Consider the following 19,672-nt stretch of genomic DNA (forward strand, 5'->3'; position numbering starts at 1 on the left):
TCTTTCCTTCTTTCTCTCCTACTTTTCTTTAACTTGACTGTATGGTTTTTGATATTTCTTAGCAAACTTTTCTATCCACTATTAAGTAGGTTGGCAAACAAATGTTTTTTCGTTTATACTAATTTCATTTAGTTTATTGCCAGGCTTCGGTACTACATATGTAATACTGCCAGCAACAGTTCCAGCTGCTAACGCAGCAGCTACAGCTATGCCAGCTATAACTAACATTGATAACCCAACATTCGCAGCAAAACATCCAATAGCCACTGTCAACATGGTTATTATGCCTACAGAGAAGCCAATTTTTACCGCTTTATTAGCGATATGTTTGGCTTCCGCGTTTGATGTAGCTTGCACTATACCCTGTTTACTATTCTCAACAGCCATATATAAAGGAGCTTTGTCAGCATTATTCTTTGCATCAGCGGCAACCTTCTTTTCATTTAAATACTTAACTATATCTGAGCAACCATTTTCATTAGCAACATCTAAAGGAGTTTTATTATAATTCCTTGCATTAAGGTCAGCTCCATTTTCTACAAGATATTTAACCATATCTAAGTGCTTGTTTAAAACAGCATGGTGTAAAGGGGTATTACCAATCGAGTCTTGCACATTAAGAGGAGCTCCGTTTTTTATAAGATATTCAACTATGTTTAAGTGACCTCTTAGAACAGCATGGTGTAAAGGGATATTACCAATCGAGTCTCGCGCATTAAGAGGAGCTCCGTTTTTTATAAGATATTCAACTATGTTTAAGTGACCTCTTAGAACAGCATGGTGTAAAGGGATATTACCAATCGAGTCTCGCGCATTAAGAGGAGCTCCGTTTTTTATAAGATATTCAACTATGTTTAAGTGACCTTCTAGAACAGCAAAATAGAAAGCAGTGTAGATATAACTGTTTTTTGTCTCAACATTAGCTTTTTCTACAAGATATTTAACTATGTTTAGGTGACCATTTGAAGCAGCACGGTGTAAAGTGATACTACCAATCGGGCCTTGTAGATTAAGAGGAGCTCCGTTTTCTACAAGATATTCAACTATGTTTAAGTGACCCTTTGAAGCAGCAGAGTCTAAGGGAGTATTATCATCCCTGTCTTGTACATCAAGAGCAGCTTTGTTTTCTACAAGATATTTAACTATGTCTAAGTAACCACCTTTAGCAGCAGCATGTAAGGGGGTAGTGCCACGATAGTTCTTCATGTTCGGATTAGCTCCGTTTTTTATAAGACATTCAACTATATCTAAGCGACCACCTTCAGCAGCAGCGTGTAAGGGAGTATTATCATCCTTGTCTTGTAGATTAAGAGCAGCTTCGTTTTCTACAAGACATTCAACTATATCTAAGTGGCCACTTAAAGCAGCAGCATATAAAGGAGTATCACCATCCTTGTCTTGTAGATCAAGAGTAGCTCCGTTTTTTACAAGATATTTAACTATGTCTAAGTAACCACCTTTAGCAGCAGCATATAAAGGAGTATCACCATCCTTGTTTTGTAGATTAAGAGCAGCTTTATTTTTTATAAGACATTCAACTATATCTAAGTAACCCTTAATGGCAGCAGCATATAAAGGAGTATCACCATCCTTGTCTTGTAGATCAAGAGTAGCTCCGTTTTTTACAAGATATTTAACTATGTCTAAGTAACCACCTTTAGCAGCAGCATATAAAGGAGTATCACCATCCTTGTCTTGTAGATCAAGAGTAGCTCCGTTTTTTACAAGATATTTAACTATGTCTAAGTAACCCTTAATGGCAGCAGCATATAAAGGAGTATCACCATCCTTGTCTTGTAGATCAAGAGTAGCTCCGTTTTTTACAAGATATTTAACTATGTCTAAGTAACCCTTAATGGCAGCAAAGTACAAAGGAGTAAAGCCGTGATTGTTCTTTGCATTAGGATCAGCATGATTTTTTATAAGATATTCAACTATACTGAAATTATTCTTGCGAACAGCAATGTGTAGGGGAGTATTATCATTCGTGTTTTGTAAATCAATAGCAACATTTTTTTTACCTACAAGATATTCAACTATTTTTAAGCGATCCATGGAAGCAGCTACATGCAGTAAAATAGTCTTTACATCCATTTCATGATCGGAAAATATTATGTCAAAATCTTGTTCTTTTAGCTGATTTTCTATTCTATCAATAACATTACTCTCATCTACACCATCTTGTATTATTACACTTAATATTTCTTGCAACTCACTTGAATTCATAATTTTACCTCAATTTAAAACACGCTTTGATCATTATATACCTGATACAAAAGTCAAGAATTTTATATGTCTTCCTGAAAATTACGAGCGATTGTTTTAATTGCTCTGCTTGATCGGTAGAAGGAGCATATTTGTGCAATTCAATAGAAACATGCCTTTCTTCAGAGCCACAAAAAATCTAATTATTTACTTTCTAAAAAACACAAAAAAGTACGTATATTTGTGAGAGCTTTTTACGTAAAAGGGGTGTTTCAAAAATAAAAACGTAAAATTGTTGCAACAAAGCCAAGCAAATTAATTCGTATATAAATGTGGCTAAAGTAGGCTAATGTAGCTGATTTTGCGGTATAATAAAATTACTATATAGAAAAATTTGCACAGAACAAGCGGTAGACCAACTCATCCCAAGAAAAACACTTCTCACCACCCTTGGTTTTGAGTGCTGGAAATGGGTGTATTGTTTAGTTTTTTAATAAGACACGCTACTAAATTAATAGTAATTTGTTTTAGAATAACCAAAGAAGAATTAAGGCAAGCTTATGACAAAAAACAGAATATAAAAGCAAACAAAAGATCTTATATTGAGCCTGTCAAGAAGCTTTTATTGAAAATTATTTTAGTTAGAAAATTTTTCTACAATAGTGATTGACAGGTTACAAAGATGTATTATCATGTTGAAAGTGATATAGAATGTATAAATCATCATAGTTCTGTATCTTAATAAGCTTTTGTTTATGGGGGGAATTATGGATTTAGATGATCTGACTAAGGTAGCTTTCTCTATTGTTAAGGATGATGATCCTTATAAAGCATCTAAACAACTTCAAATAAGAAATTGGGGGCGGGGGTATTTGGAGACTATCAATACCGGAAATCTTCCCTTTTTTCTTGATATATTATCAGATGAAGAATGTTGGGAAAAAACCGATACAATACATGGCATTAAACTCAATAGAAGAGTAGTTGCTAAAAAGATGATAGAACCTCAGAGTTGGAAGGGTACAAGTAATCCACTGAAGGACTTTTATCTTTACCAAATCGCATGTTGGTGTTGCTTAGAAGAGGATATAATCTCTCTATTTGAACATTTTAAACAGGAAGATAAAATAAAAGATGGAGATTCAGACGCAATAAAAAAATTAGTCAAATCAGTAAGTGGAAATTGGTGTAAAGATGCAATGATGCAATTTTGGTCACATTTCATTAGTGGATACATTTCAGAGTTAGATCTAAAAGATCAGCATCCTTATGTCTTTGGTTTACACCGTGCAGCAATAAGTTCGAGGAGAAGACGTGTAGAAGCGGTGGAATTCTTTTGGAATAAGATAAAATCATTACCTGAAAGTGAGTTAAGTGCTCGGGAGAAAGATGAGGTTTTTATGAAAATTGCAGTGCATGCAGCACATGATAATGGCTATCCTGATGTATTTGAATTTTGTTTAAGTCAGATAAGTCCTGATAAATATCCAGAGCTTTTGAAAAGAGATTTAGAAAAGAATGGTTATTATGGATCTTTAAATAGAATGAAGGACGTGCTTAGTTTTGATAAATTTCAGGAATTATTTGATTGTTTAAAATCAAGTGAAATTTCAGAAGATGATTATTCTCTTTGGTTGAAATTCATGATAAAGGACTGTCCAGAGCATTATTTAGGTGCTGGTGTGGAGGTTTTTATGCATATGTGGAAAAAAGAAGGATTTGATAATCATCGTACCTTCACATTGGACGAGGAAATGATGGAAGATTCTTCTTTTCAAGGAAAATTTTCAGTACATTTGGTTGAAAAAGGTTTTATGAAGCCAGTGTGGGCAATGTTAGATAAGGCTAATTCTAAGCAAATCAAGGAGTTTATGTCTTCTGAGAAAGCAAACTGTATACATTCTATATTAGAACAAAGAGATAATCAATCATTAAATAAGTTTTTAGGCTATGGTAAGTCTGCTGGTGAAAAACTCGATCAAAAAAACATACCTGGCCCAAGTAGTGATTTAGCTGAGGTAGGGATTAGTAAACAGTCTTATGTGGGGTTAGGTGATCATTAAAAATATTATATGTCTAAAAGGAGGGTTATATGCCTAAAAGAAAACAAGGAGAAGTCGATAATCAAGGAGTGCAGGATTTTGAATTAATAGAGCTACTAATTCGAGAGTCAGTAAAAGCTGGCCCAAGTACTTCAGTTCCAAAAGGGAGTGATTTTGAATCTTTCAAAGCAAGGTTTCAATCGTATGTTGACCAGGTTCCATCGTATTTACATTCAGTAGGTAAAGAAGGATTTTTTCCTCATTTCTTTCTAGGAAGTTTTTCTACTTTGATAGACACAGAAATTGCAGCAAAGCTGAACATTGAGAAAATATATTTTAGTTTTGACAGTTCAAAGACTCTAAAAGTAGCTGTTATTAAAAAAGGAGAAATCAAAAGCCCAGAAGATGCTGCTGATAAAGTAAAGCTCTTTGTTATTGCAGAATCTGGTAGCACAAGAAAAAAGTTTAGTTATGGTGAGCTAGATAAAATATTAGGCAATACTAAAGTTGCCAGGAATGATGTTGTGAGGCTAGCTAGAGATCAAGGTAAGCTAGGTGTGAGATTAGTAGAAATCACTAAAGAAAAAGATGCCAAAGGGAAAATGGCAGGAATATCTGTTAATGTGGAAAATAATAAATTGGACAATGATGCTTCTACAATACATGAGTTTAAGGAAATAAAAAAGGGATTATGGAATAATCCAGAAAGTGATATAGCAAAGCTGACTAATCCTGATGTGGAAAAAGTGAAAAAACCTGTTGAAAATATTCTAAAAAAAGTTAGTAAAATTCACTCTGAACATAAGGATTCACTTGTCTATGGTCAAGAAGTAAAAGAAGCAGCACATCATGGATTTGTAGCAGGAGCTTTAGTGAATTTCCGCTATAGGTATAATCTCAGGGTTTACTTAGAGCAATTTGCAGGGAGAGGTTATGCTGATATTGTTCTAGTGCCTCGTGGCAAGGATAGGTCATTAAACGCTGTTCCAATTATTATTGAATTAAAAGCAGGAACAGCTGCTGGTACAACGCCAGGTAATGCATTAGAGCAAGCAAAAGATTATGCAAAAGGTTTTCAGCCAAACACAATGCGTGTTTTAACCGTTTCAGATAATGTGCTTTGTGTAGGGTTAAATTTGGATTCAACTGAAAAGTTTTCAATGTATATATCACCTCGTGAAGACAGAGAAATTGCTCTACCTACAATGCAAGCACTCTTGAAGGAAGCTTCAGATTGGGATGGAAGACAAGATACGATCACTAATGTTAAAGAAAAAATAAAACAGCCACTAGAACGTATTTATCATACATTTCCCGGTACACCAGAGAAAGGAGGTAATTACTTTAGTAGATTTCTCTTGGGGCAACTCCTTCTTGCTAATGAGTTCGAGAGAATTAATTTAGAGAAATCTGTATTTTTATATAATGAGTACCCACTTGTTTCTTCTACAAGGTCTGGTGCACAATCAACTGAAAGGCCTGTGACAACATTCATGCTGACTAAAGGAAATCAAGGGCAGAATAAAGAGGTGTTTATCTTTCACATTAGAGAGGGAGGAAAAGGAGAGTTTAGTGAGAAAAAAATACCCATTAACCTACCAACAGTCAGTAAAATAACAGAAGTATGTATAAGTTTACAAGAGGAAAGAAGATCAGATTTTTTCGATGTAGAGAAGGTTAATAGATATAATTCCTTGGATAAGTATAGGCAGGGAAAAAGTTTTTTTGGTGGAGAGTGGAAAAACATTCCTTATCCTGCTGGGTTAAAGGAAACATTTGATGAGGTATTGAAGTCTCAGCTTGCTTCTTCACAAGATCAATCTCAATCAATAGGCAAGTATAAGGAGTTATTTGGAAAATTAGGTGAGACAGTGCTACCTTTTAAGGTTCTAATAGAAAAGGAAGCGCATACTCAAGCTATATCTCACGGAGCATTTAGCCACTATAGTGATATAAAGCTAGGAGAACTACAAGAAAACAGGGCATTAGTATTAACTGAGTTTCAAACAGGCAGAGGAAAACGTATTGATATGCTGGTTCATGGTATCAAATTTGCAGATCAAGCTAGCAGTGCTAAAGAATACGATCCAGTAGGGTTAGAGCTTAAAGGACCAAGGGAAGGCAAGACAGCTGATGCATTAAAAGATGAGGCAAACAAACAAATAGCCGATGAGTATAAGAAAGGTGTAACTTATAAGACGCTGACAGATGGGAAAAAAGTAGATTTTATAGGTGTTGTATTTGATAAAGGTGCGAATAATGCAGATTCCCTTATCTTAATGAGCAAAGATGCGTTTACTCCTGTTAAGGTAGTTCATAGTTCTATCTTTAGTATTAGTCAGCAGCAATGTTCTAAAGGAAGGAAACAGCGCAGTACAGGTATGGTCTGTATAGATTCACGTGATGAAGAAAAGATTACAGAGAAAGAAAAGGAAAAACTTATTAAAGAGTTGTCTGGTATTGAAGCTTATGACACAAAAATTATAACTATAGATTCTCCTCAAGTGAGTATTGATAGTGATAAGGTGAATATAAAATTCAAGGACAATGACGGTAATGGTAAAGAATTAATAATAGATAACGCTACAAATATTAAAAGTATAGAAAATTATATACTGGATAAGGAAAATCTTGAGATAAAGTTAAAAGTAAGCAGCGATAAAGAGTATGCTATAATAGAAGAAATTAAAGAGCAAGGTAGTGAATATTATTTAAAAATTGATGATTATAGAATAAAATTAGATAGTATATTTAAAGATGGAAAAGAGGTAGTCTTTGATAAATTACATCAACTATCAAATGATAAGCAGTTGTTAGAGAATAAAAAATACATTGAAGACATAGGTGGTGTTCAAACTAATCAAGATTACAATGATATTGTAAAGGAAATTAAACAGAGCTTATTAGCAAAAGAAGTTAGAGAAGATACTTTCGATAGGTTTAAAAGTCATTTTGATGATCTTGGTGAAAAAGTTTTTGCAGATTATATTAGTAATGTAGAAAGCAGCCTTAAAGAAAAAGGAATTGCATTTGATCGTGATAAATTTGATTCAGCAAAAATAAAAGGAGCAAAAGGTGGAAAGTTTTTTTCCCTCATGGCCATATATGACTTGTTTGATAGCATAAGTGATGCAACAACACTTGGACGGCATGATAATGATGCTCTGAAGCAAGTGTTTGGTATCAATGGCATACTAGATGCTATGGATGATGTTAGAGAGAGTATAAGTATTTCTCCTAATAGTAAAGTAGGAAAACTGATTGGTAAAATACCAGGGCCTGCACGTCAAGCTTTTGTTAAGGTTATCAGTAATCCTGTAGTTCAAAGTATTACATTTGCGACTATCGCTTATCAATTTGGATATAGTGTAAATGAAATAGCTCAAGGTAATAATCATCCATTAAATTATTATTGGACAGCTAGTAGTGGTATAAAACTAGCAAGCATGAGTATAAGGCCTATAAGTGCAGGAGTTAGTTTTACGATAAAAAGTGTAAGTGCTACTACTAAGATTTTAAGAGGGTTATCTGCTGCAGGCAAAGTTTTAGGAAGGGTAGCAGTAGTTACTATGGCTGCTGATGTATTGATAACAATTGGTGTAGAAATCCATGAAAGAATGGAATATACAAAAGCAATAGCAGAACAAGTACCTCTGTTACCTGGTAATGAGCAGGCAGAAGTCTTTTTTGCAAAGGTGATCAAGTTTTTTACAGGAAGAGATGTAGAAAAGGAATATGGGGATATAATTAGAGTAAAAGGTTATTTAAACCATGTAAAAGAAGTAGCTATTAAATTGTTAGATGATAATTATAATATAGCTGCAATTGTACAATATGTAATCTCTATTGAAGAAAAATATAGTGAGATAATTAGAGATGCAGATCGTATATGTCAACCGGGTCCAGCGTTCACGGGGTTCTGTCATCAGACGTGTGAGTTAGAAGAAAAATACAATAACATCTCTTTTAGTAATGTTAACACAGCTTCTAATGCGGAGAAAGATTTATCTTCCCTCGATATCTCTAAAACACTACCTATGAGATCTTATACTTTGGTTATGAATGAAGGTTGGGAAAGGTTTATCTGTAACATAAAAAACAATCCTAAATGTGATCAAGATATAGATAAAAAGAAGGTTTATGTTGTTAATACAGATGCAAAACATATTCCTCATCTAACAAAATATGAGTACGAAAATCTTGGTTTAAGAATTATAGATGCACCATTAAGAAAACCGACACAAAAATCTCAGTGCAGTAAAATAATTAATGAAAAGGGTGGTGGATTTTTTCCATGCAATATCAACAAAATCCATAGGAATTGTCAAGAGACCTTTACTCTCTCAGGTAAACCTTTTATTTTTACTAATCCAAAAAGGAAAGATTCTTCCCTTATAAAAAAGGGAACATACCCTAAAGACTCGGTACTGTATATTTCAGGGCCAAGGACATTAACAGCAGCAGCAAATTATCCGGCGGTAATGCATATTCCAGAAGGCAGTGATATACGTTATATTGGCTCAAAAAATAATGAAACTATTTTTATTATTAATAATTCTATATCTGGTACTCTTGAAGGTGGAGCAGGAAAAGAAAATACTGTAGTAATGAGTGTTAAAGCTAATGATATCGTTGCTGATTTGCACAACGGAATTATAAATTATAGTAACAGCAATAACATAAGATTGGTTAACACATATAACTACGTATCTAATTCTGACAACAAGCAAAATATTACTACTCATTGTGAAACAAGATTGATTAATGTGAAAAACGCAGAGATTTGGCAGAATTCATCTAACTGTACAGACAAAGATTATGAAGTTAGAGTAGTTAACAAAGAAAATCTGCATCACAGGGGATTAAAGCAGACAATATTTGTTGTTAATGAAGATAGTGATAATGCTAGGATAGTAAGTGATTTAGGTAGTACAGGAAAAATAAAAGGAAATATTGACGTAATAAGGATTCAAGTTGCTAATATCACACAGTGGAGAATAAATGAAAATATAGAGGAAAGTGGCTATAACTTAGATCTTTTAGCTGATGATATGCAAAGTATTGTTACAAGTACTAAAATCGGTGATTTTAACAATCTATCAATCGAAGTAAATTGCAATGGAATAACAGAATCTGTTGCAATACAAGATAAGTCTTTGTCTGATACAGTAGAAGATATTAGATACCAAAAATTGAAAAATTCAGGAAATGATATTAGTGGAGAGATAATACAAAATAGCGAAAAAAAGTTAAGAGCATTTATACAAGCAAGTATTCTAGATCAAGAATTGACTAATACTTATCAAGTTGCAAAAGATATTGCTAGTAAGAGTAATTTGGACATACCAATATCTCAAATAGAAGTTACCAAAAATTACATGGGAATACCTAGTGAAAAAGTGATAATTGCAGGTATGTACTCAGATCAGGTAATTGTTGATTTTAGCCCCAGTGGTTCTAATATAGCAAACAGTTATCAGAAATATCGTGGAAACGGAGGAGAGCTTAATTATAATAACTATATTATGGCGTGTAACCATCCTCAGGATGTGACAGTGGAAGGAGAAAATTTTCAACATAAGTATATCATCAAGCTACCAGAATATGATCATGAATTAAGCAGGGAAATTTCATCATCGCCGATAAGGCTCAATCTAAAAATAAAAAACAAAGTAACACCTTACCAAAGTATACCCTACGATGTTATCGATTTTGCTGAGTTGAATGTAACAGATATTGATAGTATAGGTATAGAAGAAGGTGAAAGGAGTTATATAAATGAATGTTATAACCAATCAATCTCTGACCTTACAGAGGACAGTTTAGAGATAAAAGATATTACAGTACTTGGTAGTAAAGGTACTAAATGGTCTTTATCTATTGGTTTAGTTGATTATTTTGAAAGTCTAGAGCATCAACAAGTTGTATTACGAATGAACAATGAGCTTTATAAAATTGATAGTACAAATTCAAAGCTTGAGCATGTAGAGATGGATCCTAACTCTTTCAGATATTATCAGCCAGATGAACAAGGATTACAGATTTATCATAATCAACCTATTGACAATAATGATGTTGGGTTGGTTGATTTTAGAGATAAGTCTATATTGGGTTTTGATATGGAGATTGCTGATGGTAGTTTAGTGCTATCATATGGAAATAGTACCATTGCAAAAGTAGAGAATTGGAATAGTTATCAACCAGCAAGAGAAATGATGTTTGCTTTTAATGATACGATGGTTTCTAATTTGAAATGCATAGTCTCTGCTTGTAATTCGAAAGATGTTATAGAGGACTTTAATAAGGAGAAAGTAACTTTATTAAAGGAGCACATGTTTGATGCTATAGTGCAAAACAATATTAATGAAGCTAAAGGTTTAATTAGAAAAATTGAAAGTATTAATACTGAAAGTAAGCATGAATTAACACCTTTATATATGGCTATTCAAGAAGGTAGATTGGACATAGTAGAAATTCTTTTTGAGAGAAAGTATTTTAGTATTAAAGATAAAGACGTCCATCCTCTTCACTTAGCTGTTCAGGAAGATAAATTAAATATAGCTAAGTTTCTTGTTGATAGAGGTGCTGATATTCAAGCTAGAGATAGTGATGGTAGAACACCTCTACGTATGGCTGCTTACAACGGTGATTTAGAGATGGTCAAATTCTTCCTTGATAAGAATGCTAGTATTGAAGCTAAAGGTAACGACCCATATAAGATGATGGGAGTAGTTGAGGGCGTAAAGAAGGAAATTATTAACCAAGCAGATACTGCACCTAATGTAAAAAGATGGGCAGAGTTTTTTGTAGAGAAGTTAAGATATTCAATAAAAAGTGTAGCAAAAGAGAAGCTAAAGGATGGCATGTTGCGTAATAGGTATAGTTCAGTTAATGAACTTGCTAATGAAATTTATAAATCAGATGGAAAGCTGTTTGATGATATAATTAAAGGAGTTATAAATGATGTGTATGGGAGGGTAGATACGAAAGAAACATTAAGTTATGTACGCAGTCATAATAATGCTGGTCAGCGTATATCAGGTTATGTAGCTGTGTTTGATGCAATGCAAAGAAATGATGATTTAAATAATAGTGCAATATTTAAGTTAGCTTACTCTATTAAAGAGGCAATGAGTTTTGATAAATATTCTAGTCTCGATTCAGAAAAAAGATCTGATCTTGAAAGGCTAAAAAGTAAATTACCAGAATCAGTAAAGAATATAGTATTTGCATCAAAAGTATGTATTAAAAATACTTATCAAAATGAATATTTATATGCTGCTGTTGATTGTTTTAATTATGACACAGAAAGGAGGAGAGCGTTTACTTGGGTTCCTGGGAAAAATGATAAACAAAGTGTGTGGAAGATTGAGCCTGATGGTGATAGCTTTCGTATAGTAAATGTTGAGTTTAATGAACATTTATATGCTGCTAGTAATTATTTTAATTATGATAATGATAGACGAATGGTATTTACTTGGATTCCAGGGGGACAAGTTACGCAAGGTGTATGGAAGATTGAGCCTAACGGTGATAAATGTAATATAAGGAATGTTAAGCATAATGAGTATTTGTATGCTGCTGATTATGCTAAATATGACAAAGATAGGAGAAGAGTATTTACTTGGGTTCCGGGGGGCAAGGTTACACAAGGTGTATGGAGAATAGAAGATTGTGGATCTACTGTAAGAAAAGGTAGAAGTCAGGTTGAAGGTACAAGCGCTGTGGACAATACTGGTGGGGCTTTTGCAGATGCAAGTTCTAATCAAAGCATAATAGAGCCTCCTGTTTGCGATGTTTCCGTGAATAGCCATTTTGGAAAAGGTGTTGATGTTAATACTACAGATGAAAATGGTTGGACACCACTACATTTAGCTGCATGGGAAGGTCAATTAGATGATGCTAAGTTATTAGTCAAGGAGGGAGCTGATATTAGTGCTGAGAATATTTTTGGTAGGAAACCTATACATGTTGCTGCTGAAAATAATAATACAAACATCATAGAGTTTTTTCTCAGTAAGGGAATGAACGTTGATGATACTGATAGGTATGGTAGAACGCCACTATACTGTGCTTCTTGGAATGGTCACTTAGGTGTAGTGAAGTACCTTGTAGAAAAGGGAGCTGACATTAATGCTCAGGACAAAGGTGGTGAGACATCGCTGGATGCTGCTACTGATCAAAAACATGAAGATGTTGTAGGGTATTTAAAACAAGTGCAGCTAGATCAAGAATTACTTATTGCAGCACAATATGGTAATTTTGATGAAGTTAGAGATCTTGTAAGTCAAGGGGCTAGCTTGAATACTAAGTATAGTAATGGGATGACTGTTATGCATTCTGCTGCTTATGGTGGTAATCTGGATATAGTAAAATATTTTGTAGCAGATGCAAAAAATAGCTTAGAAATTAAAGATAATGGCAGTAGAGTTCCCCTGCACTATGCTGCTTACAATGGTAAGCTAGATGTGGTAAAGTATTTTATAGATGAGGAGAAAGTTGATGTTAATCTAAAAGATAGTGATGGGCAGACAGCATTGCACATGGCTTCTGGTGGCGGCCATCTGGATGTAGTGGGGTATCTTGCAAGTAAGGGAGCAGATATCAAAGCTAAAGATAAGGATGGTAAAACACCGCTAGATATCGCCATCAACCGAAAGTATGATAGCGTCGTAAAATACTTAAAACAAGCTCAATTAAATGAGCAATTACTGGCTGCAGTGCAAGATAGTGATTTTAGTAAAGTAAAAGATCTCATAAATCTGGGTGCTGATGTTAATATTAAAGATAAGGATGGTAAAACACCTCTACATTATGCTTCACAGTCTTATCATCGTTTAGGTATGGTAAAGTATCTTATAAGTAAAGGAGCTGGCATCGATGTCAAGGATAACAGTGGTAGAACTCCCGAAAATGAGGCAGATGATACTAATTCTAATACAATGATGGAAGTTTTTATGCAAACACGCTTAGATAAAGAATTGTTACTTACTGTAAAAAATGAAAAGGATCTAAAGACAATCAATGATCTTATTGCTAAAGATATTGACGACAGAACGCATGGCGGGTTTTATTATACTTGGAGTGGTAACTTAGGCACAGTGGAGTTTCTTGTTAGTAAAGATGTGAGTGTTAATGCGACTGATAAATATGGCTGCACATTACTACACTGGGCTGCATTGAAAGGTCATTCAGATATCGCTAAGTTTTTAGTTGATAAGGGAGCTAATGTGAATGCTAAAGATATACTTGGCAGAACTCCTATGCACTTTGCTGTTATGAATAATCACAAGGATATTCAAGGTGTCTATGGTAGGGGGCCTATGTATACTGCTGCTGAGAACAATGATAAAGAAATTATAGAACTTTTCCTCATGAAAGGAGCGAGTATTAATGAGGCTGATAGAAATGGCGAGACGCCACTACACTTGGCTTCTTGGGGTGGTCATTTAGATGTGCTGCAATATCTTATAAATAGTGGAGCTAATGTTGATACTAAAGATAATAGTGGTAAAACATCTCTAGACATTGCTAGAGATAAAGGACATAATAATGTTGTAGAGTACTTACAACAAACACAGTCAAGTCTAAATAGGCAATTGTTAGCTGCAGTGCAAGGTGGTGGTTTTAATGAAGCTAAAGGTCTCATTGCCAAGGGTGCTAACATTGATACTAAGGACGAGGACGGCAGTACACTACTATATTCAGCTGCTGAAATAGGTGATTTAGATAGAATAAGGTTCCTTCTTGACAATGGTTCTAATATTGAAACTGAAAATGGGGAATATCAAGCAACTCCTTTACATGGAGCAGTTGCAAACTACAGGCTAGATGCAGTCAAGTTACTTCTTAGTCATGATGCTAATGTTAATGCTGAAGACAAAGGTCATTGGACACCTTTACACTATGCTGCTGGCACCGATAGACTTGATATAGTGAAGTCTCTTGTAGATGCTGGTGCTAATCTCAGTGCTACAGATGATTACGGTAAAACACCACTAGATATTGCTAAAGATAAAGGACATAGTAGTATTGTGAACTATTTAAAAGAAAGACTCGAGGAAGAAAGATCTGCACGACGCGAACGCCGTCATTTGCCAAGTGAATCCCTAAATTCAGTAGCAAGTAGTGGCACAAGATCATCTTCATGGATAAATGGTTTGTGTGGTTGGGCAAAAGAAAAAGGTGGTAAATTGGCATCAGATTTAGTAAATGGGTTATACAGAGGTACAGCTAAAGAATTAAAAGATTCTAAACTTACAGATATTCAAATGGACTCAAGCAATCAATGGAAATCAAAACAGCCTAGCTACGATCAAGCACAAGAGATGGAATTTCAATATATGTCAAAGTATGATGCTCGTAAAGGTAATGATAAGAATGCCGGTGCCTACAGCAAAAAACGTGGCAATGACAGGCAAGCAAAACAACAATATGAAAGCAAAATAAACAATAAACAGAGTGTTATTAGCGGGAGTGTTAATCAATCCAAAATTATAAGTAATGAAAAACAGCAGAAGTCAGGGGTTTTACATAATAAGTCAAAACCTACTTTATCTTACAATGGCAACAAAAACCATAGTTACTTTGATGATCGATCTAAAAAGATTAGTGAAAGAAAGGAGCACATAGTAAATCATAAACAGTTTGATAACAGCTCCTATGAACATAGTAACCAATACAAACCAATGATTAGTGCAAACAATAAATGGTCTGAAAAGATTAGTAATGAAAGAATAGATAGTAGAAAAATGATAGGTGGTGCAAATCAAAAACAACAAGGTTTTCATCAAAACCAGCAAAGTTCTCATAATTCTAAACATGCGCATTTAACAAGAGCTACAGTGCAAGTTGATGTACCAAGTACATTGTTTGCATTGAACATGTTGGCCATGAAAGCGACAAATCAGAAATTTAACAATATGCCATTACCTAAGAAAATCCAAAAGGGAATGCTGCATGCTGAAAAAGTTAGAGCTGAGACTTTAGGAAGAAAAGTTGGAGGAAGAATTGAAGGTACTTTATGGTTTACCAAATAAGTAAAAAAGGATGTCATTCTGTTTAACTCTTCAACTTTATCAGAAGGGAGATCAGTAGCAAGTTTGAGGGTTATAGATAGATAAAGTAGAAATTAGAGGTACAAGACTGAGATTAGGAAATAAGTGGTAATGTACTCTCCGTGTTAAACTTACAGTATGTATTTTTGATATGGAAGGCTGAATAGGAGGGTTTCGTTATGATAGTAATTTAGTATCTGTTCAGGGGAACGGTTTAAGAAACGATAGATAGAAGATTGTGAAAAGGGTTTAGTCCCTTTTGCTTCCATGTTAAGTATAACGAAATTATCCGCTCAAGGAATGTGTTTCCTTGCTCCGGTTGTGTAAAATATGAATTTTTGCGGTAAATGACAAAATGCCGTATTTGCCGTTCAGCATGATTGTTTGTCAGTGGAATGTTTTCTGGATCATCCAAAAATTTCCACATCATCGTTTCGGATTTCAAAATATTTTTTGCAACTCGAGAAGCTCCTATTGCTTCAGGTAAACGGGATATTTCTCTCAAGTAATACCTTGTACGTTTTCGCAACTTTCTGGTACGTCTAGTAAATCTTAAAACATCTATTTCACTTTTTAGTAAAGCTTTTTTCAGTGCAAATAATTCAGTAGCTACGTTTCTTAAGTAACAACCCAGAACTTTAACTTCAATATTCCAACTATGTGCTAATCTTTCAAAATCTCTTGATAAATGTGCCCAACAGATCTGCCTTTTTTCTTTAGCAAAATGGTTATATGCTGCATATCTGTCGGTTACTACTAGACTTTGATAGTCAAAAAATATGCTACCTTTTAAAACTTTCATTCCTCTTGAGTTTGCTAACTTAACAAAACTTGCCTCTTTACTGCTGAACATCCAGCACCATCCTTGCTTACCTTTATTGTAATGGCTAGTTTCATCTATATGTAAAACATTGCTTTCTTTTATCTCTTGTGCTATTTGCTCATATTTTTGCTTACATTTAGCTGCAACTCTAAATTCACTGTTTGAGATACTACCTACACTTATGTTTAAATTGAAAATGTCATTTATAATACTTGTTATTTCACGTTTGGAATTTTTATAAAACCCACTTAGTGCTGCAATTACTGACTTAATTCTCGGTCCAAATACATCTGGTGTAACGTTTTCTGGCAATTTACTACTTCTTCTTTTGCCGCACTTTTTACAACGTCCATGTTCTAATTGGTATTCCACTACATAAGACCTAATTTCTGGAAGATCAACTTTCTGATGAATATACGGTTTTTTGCATATTGTGATCTCCCCTCCACATTTGCAAGTAGATGACAACTTTACTTTTACCACTTCATCTACATCCATTTTAGCCCGATAATTGCCTTTGTGCCCGACCTGACCACCGACGTTCCTGTCGCTCTTTGGCTTGTCCTTTTTTATTTTGTACAACTCTCTAGAGCTTGGTAGAGATGAATTTTTTGAGTTTAAACCAAGCCTTTCCTTTAATTCAGCGTTCTCTATCCTCAGGGCTTTATTTTCTGCTTTTAAGTTTTCTACTTCTACTTCCAACTTCTCTATTTTTTGCTGTAAATTTTTGCAGAGCTCTGACCTTACCCAGAAAAAGTAGAGAGGAAGTTAAGCCATTTTTGAGGTAAAATAAAACATGATTATGAGGGCTTATTATGGTAAACAATAGAAAAAAATACACAGTGGAATTTAAATTAGAGGCAATAAAGTTGGTAAAGGAAACAGGGCAGCCAGCAAGCAAAATAGCTAAAGATTTAGGAATAGATAACAGTACACTAAGTGACTGGATAAAAAAATATAAAGAAAAAGGATCAATAGAAGAAGCATTTCCTGGCAAGGGAAAGTTGGCACCATGTGATAAAGAAAAGTTTGAATTAAAGAAAGAACTAACAAGAGTTACTAGAGAAAGAGACATTTTAAAAAAAGCCCTGGGATATTTTGCAAGTCACAAAGAGTAAAACATTTATTTATAAAAAAGCATAGAAACTACTATAAAGTACAGGAGTTATGCAGGGTTTTGAAAATATCTGCTAGCGGCTACTACAAATGGACTAGTAAGAAGAAAAGTAGCAAAGAATCAACAAGGGAGCAGCCTCTAGCAGACATTCAAAAAATATACCAAGCATCTAATTGTAGATATGGAGCACCTAAAATTCATGCTGAACTAAAGGCTTTAGGCAAAAATTGCAACATCAAAACAGTGCAGGATATCATGCAAAAAAATGGTATTCAAGCTAGACTGAGGCGAAGATTCAAAAGCAAAAAACAGCAGACTGACAATAGGGTTATAACTCCCAATATATTGGACCAAAACTTTACTACTAGTCAGCCAAATAAAGTATGGGTAACTGATATTACATACATAAAAACTAAGGATGGCTGGCTATATTTGGCAGCAATAATTGATCTATATTCACGTATGGTAGTTGGCTGGTCAATGAGTAGTACAATAACTAAGCGATTAGTTATAGATGCTTTATTGATGGCTGTTGATAAGCGCAAACCAGCCAAAGATCTGCTATTTCATAGTGATCAAGGTTCACAATATACCTCTAAAAATTATCAGTTTTTGCTGAACACAAAAAACATCATTTCCAGCATGAGTCACACAGGCTGTTGTTATGACAACTCTGTTGTTGAAAGCTTTTTCAGCTCACTCAAACGGGAGCTTCTTATTGATACTTCGCAACACTCTGCTCAGCAAATTAGAACTGCTATATTTGAGTACATAGAAATTTTTTATAACAAACAGCGTAGACATTCTACTATTAATTATTGCATTCCTGAGAAATTTGATTCATCATTTTCATAATAAAAATGGCTTAACTTCCTCTCTACTTTTTCTGGGTAAGGTCACTCTTCTAGATCAATCATATTACCTCACGTTTACCCTATGATTATCTTTTTGGTTTATCTTGTCTACCTATTTTGCCACTCCCCTGAACGGATACGTAATTTATATAATTCTATGTTCAATCTTTATAGCCATTTTAGACAGTTCACTAGATTCTTAATTAGGGAATATGTCTAACTTAGAGAAGGTTTTCATAAATGTTAAAGTGAATAATTATGTTTTTTCTTTGAGTTGTGAAATTTCAGAATTAGAGAGACCGGTAATTTGAGCTATAACATCTATAGATACACCGGCCTTGAGTGAGTTTTTTGCAACTTCAATTTTACCTTCAATTTTACCTTTTTCATGGCCGATTAGGATGCCTTCTTGTTTAGCATCATCGAGTTTTTGAGCAAGGACAGCCTGTTCATCACGAATACGCTTGATCTCTTGTTCATAGGCTATAAATTCTTTTTCTGACCAGTTGAACCTATTTAGTTCTTCATATGCTCTTTTAATTATTAGATCACTTCCTATTATTCTCTCTAGCTCTTCTTCACTAGTTTCATCTGCATATCTAAAGAAGTAGACCCATTTTTCAACTATACTTGAAAGCTGATCTTCTTTGGTTTTTGGAAATTTAGGCAACTCAATAAATATAAAGTAAAAATCTTTTAGATCATGCTCATTAGTATATTCATCGCGAATAGTATGCTTTGATTTATACTCAGATTTATTAGGAAACAGTACACAATCTGCTATAGCAATAAAGATAATTTCCTTAAGGTCTTGGTATTGATCACCTTTATCAGCTTGTCTTGAATAGGCTTTAGCTGCATAGTATTGGGCACGTTTTTCGAAGCCTTTGGTTTTAGCGACCTGCATCTCGCAAACGTACTGAATACCTGAAGAATCTCTACAGAGAACATCAACAATACTTTGTTTTTTAGAGGCAATATCAGGGTCTTGAATAGTACTTAAAAACTCTATATCCTGTATTGCATTTTTGCCAGTAAAGCCGAGAATATCGTTGAGGAAGTGAATGAGGATATCTTTATTCTTTTCAGTACCAAAGATACGGCGAAAGGCGACATCATTTTTGGGATCAAGAAACTTAGAAAGAGCCATAACGAACTAACCTAAAAAGCATTAATAATTATACACAATTCTGAAGAAATGTTCAACAATTAAACGTAGTTGATTTATGTTAACCTGTATAATATTTATGACAAACATCTCGATAAGGTACCAGATAGCACAAAAAGTAAGGAGCTGGAGGTTAAAACAAAAATATACTCTGAAAAACTTAGCAGACAAGGCAGGCATAAACTATCATACACTGATAAGATACGAGCAAGGAACATGTGGCATTCCAACTGAAAAGTTAAAAATCCTAGCAGAGGCGTTATCAATTAATGTTAGAAATCTCTTTCCAAGACGAAAAGTACTAAAAGAAAGTAGTTGTTTCGACAAAGCTAAGATTGAGGAAATGTATAATTTCATAGAAAAAACAGGAGGACACAAAGCAATTTATGCATTAGCCAAATCTGTT

Annotated in this window: 8 protein-coding genes and 1 pseudogene; 6 read left to right on the forward strand and 3 right to left on the reverse strand. The window is 34.2% G+C overall.

Translation table 11 applies throughout. The features are described from left to right. Positions 1 to 81: 81 nt before the first annotated feature. Positions 82 to 2,226 (reverse strand): ankyrin repeat domain-containing protein, encoded by a 2,145-nt coding sequence (locus ABWU58_RS03495; RefSeq protein WP_353283630.1) that lies wholly within the window; start codon positions 2,224 to 2,226, stop codon positions 82 to 84. A gap of 448 nt (positions 2,227 to 2,674) precedes the next feature. Between ABWU58_RS03495 and ABWU58_RS03500 the strand changes: the two genes are divergently transcribed. From ABWU58_RS03500 to ABWU58_RS03510, 3 genes are all read left to right on the forward strand, one after another. Next, positions 2,675 to 2,875: a hypothetical protein gene (locus ABWU58_RS03500; protein WP_264735771.1), complete on the forward strand. Its 201-nt coding sequence runs from the start codon at positions 2,675 to 2,677 to the stop codon at positions 2,873 to 2,875. A gap of 97 nt (positions 2,876 to 2,972) precedes the next feature. Beyond that, entirely contained in the window at positions 2,973 to 4,268 is a 1,296-nt protein-coding gene (locus ABWU58_RS03505) for a hypothetical protein (RefSeq protein WP_353283631.1), read from the forward strand. A 29-nt stretch (positions 4,269 to 4,297) separates the two neighbouring features. Then, positions 4,298 to 15,286, forward strand: a complete 10,989-nt coding sequence (locus ABWU58_RS03510; protein ID WP_353283632.1) for an ankyrin repeat domain-containing protein — start codon at positions 4,298 to 4,300, stop codon at positions 15,284 to 15,286. Between the two features lie 232 nt (positions 15,287 to 15,518). Here the strand turns inward: ABWU58_RS03510 and tnpC are convergent, their stop codons facing one another. After that, positions 15,519 to 16,838 (reverse strand): IS66 family transposase, encoded by a 1,320-nt coding sequence (gene tnpC, locus ABWU58_RS03515; RefSeq protein ID WP_353283708.1) that lies wholly within the window; start codon positions 16,836 to 16,838, stop codon positions 15,519 to 15,521. Positions 16,839 to 16,942: 104 nt separating this feature from the next. On the opposite strand from tnpC, the gene ABWU58_RS03520 reads away from it, so the two are divergent. Further along, a complete protein-coding gene (locus ABWU58_RS03520) occupies positions 16,943 to 17,245 on the forward strand; it encodes a transposase (RefSeq protein WP_353283633.1) in 303 nt (100 codons plus the stop codon). A gap of 11 nt (positions 17,246 to 17,256) precedes the next feature. Next, complete coding sequence (locus ABWU58_RS03525; RefSeq protein WP_353283709.1) at positions 17,257 to 18,099, forward strand: IS3 family transposase; 843 nt, start codon at positions 17,257 to 17,259, stop codon at positions 18,097 to 18,099. 255 nt (positions 18,100 to 18,354) lie between these two features. On the opposite strand, the gene ABWU58_RS03530 is transcribed toward ABWU58_RS03525, so the two are convergent. Next, positions 18,355 to 19,248, reverse strand: a complete 894-nt coding sequence (locus tag ABWU58_RS03530; RefSeq protein ID WP_353283634.1) for an Rpn family recombination-promoting nuclease/putative transposase — start codon at positions 19,246 to 19,248, stop codon at positions 18,355 to 18,357. 97 nt (positions 19,249 to 19,345) lie between these two features. Here ABWU58_RS03530 and ABWU58_RS03535 point away from each other — a divergent pair. After that, a pseudogene (locus ABWU58_RS03535) lies at positions 19,346 to 19,477 on the forward strand (XRE family transcriptional regulator); the annotation flags it as partial. Positions 19,478 to 19,672: the final 195 nt, after the last annotated feature.

Origin of the sequence: Wolbachia endosymbiont (group A) of Pogonocherus hispidulus, from assembly GCF_964028195.1 — a bacterium.
GTDB lineage: Bacteria > Pseudomonadota > Alphaproteobacteria > Rickettsiales > Anaplasmataceae > Wolbachia.

Coding starts and splice junctions, on each gene's coding strand:
- ABWU58_RS03520 (WP_353283633.1), top strand. CDS start 16,943: ATGGTAAACAATAGAAAAAAATACACAGTGGAATTTAAATTAGAGGCA.
- ABWU58_RS03505 (WP_353283631.1), top strand. CDS start 2,973: ATGGATTTAGATGATCTGACTAAGGTAGCTTTCTCTATTGTTAAGGAT.
- ABWU58_RS03495 (WP_353283630.1), bottom strand. CDS start 2,226: ATGAATTCAAGTGAGTTGCAAGAAATATTAAGTGTAATAATACAAGAT.
- ABWU58_RS03510 (WP_353283632.1), top strand. CDS start 4,298: ATGCCTAAAAGAAAACAAGGAGAAGTCGATAATCAAGGAGTGCAGGAT.
- ABWU58_RS03500 (WP_264735771.1), top strand. CDS start 2,675: ATGGGTGTATTGTTTAGTTTTTTAATAAGACACGCTACTAAATTAATA.
- ABWU58_RS03530 (WP_353283634.1), bottom strand. CDS start 19,248: ATGGCTCTTTCTAAGTTTCTTGATCCCAAAAATGATGTCGCCTTTCGC.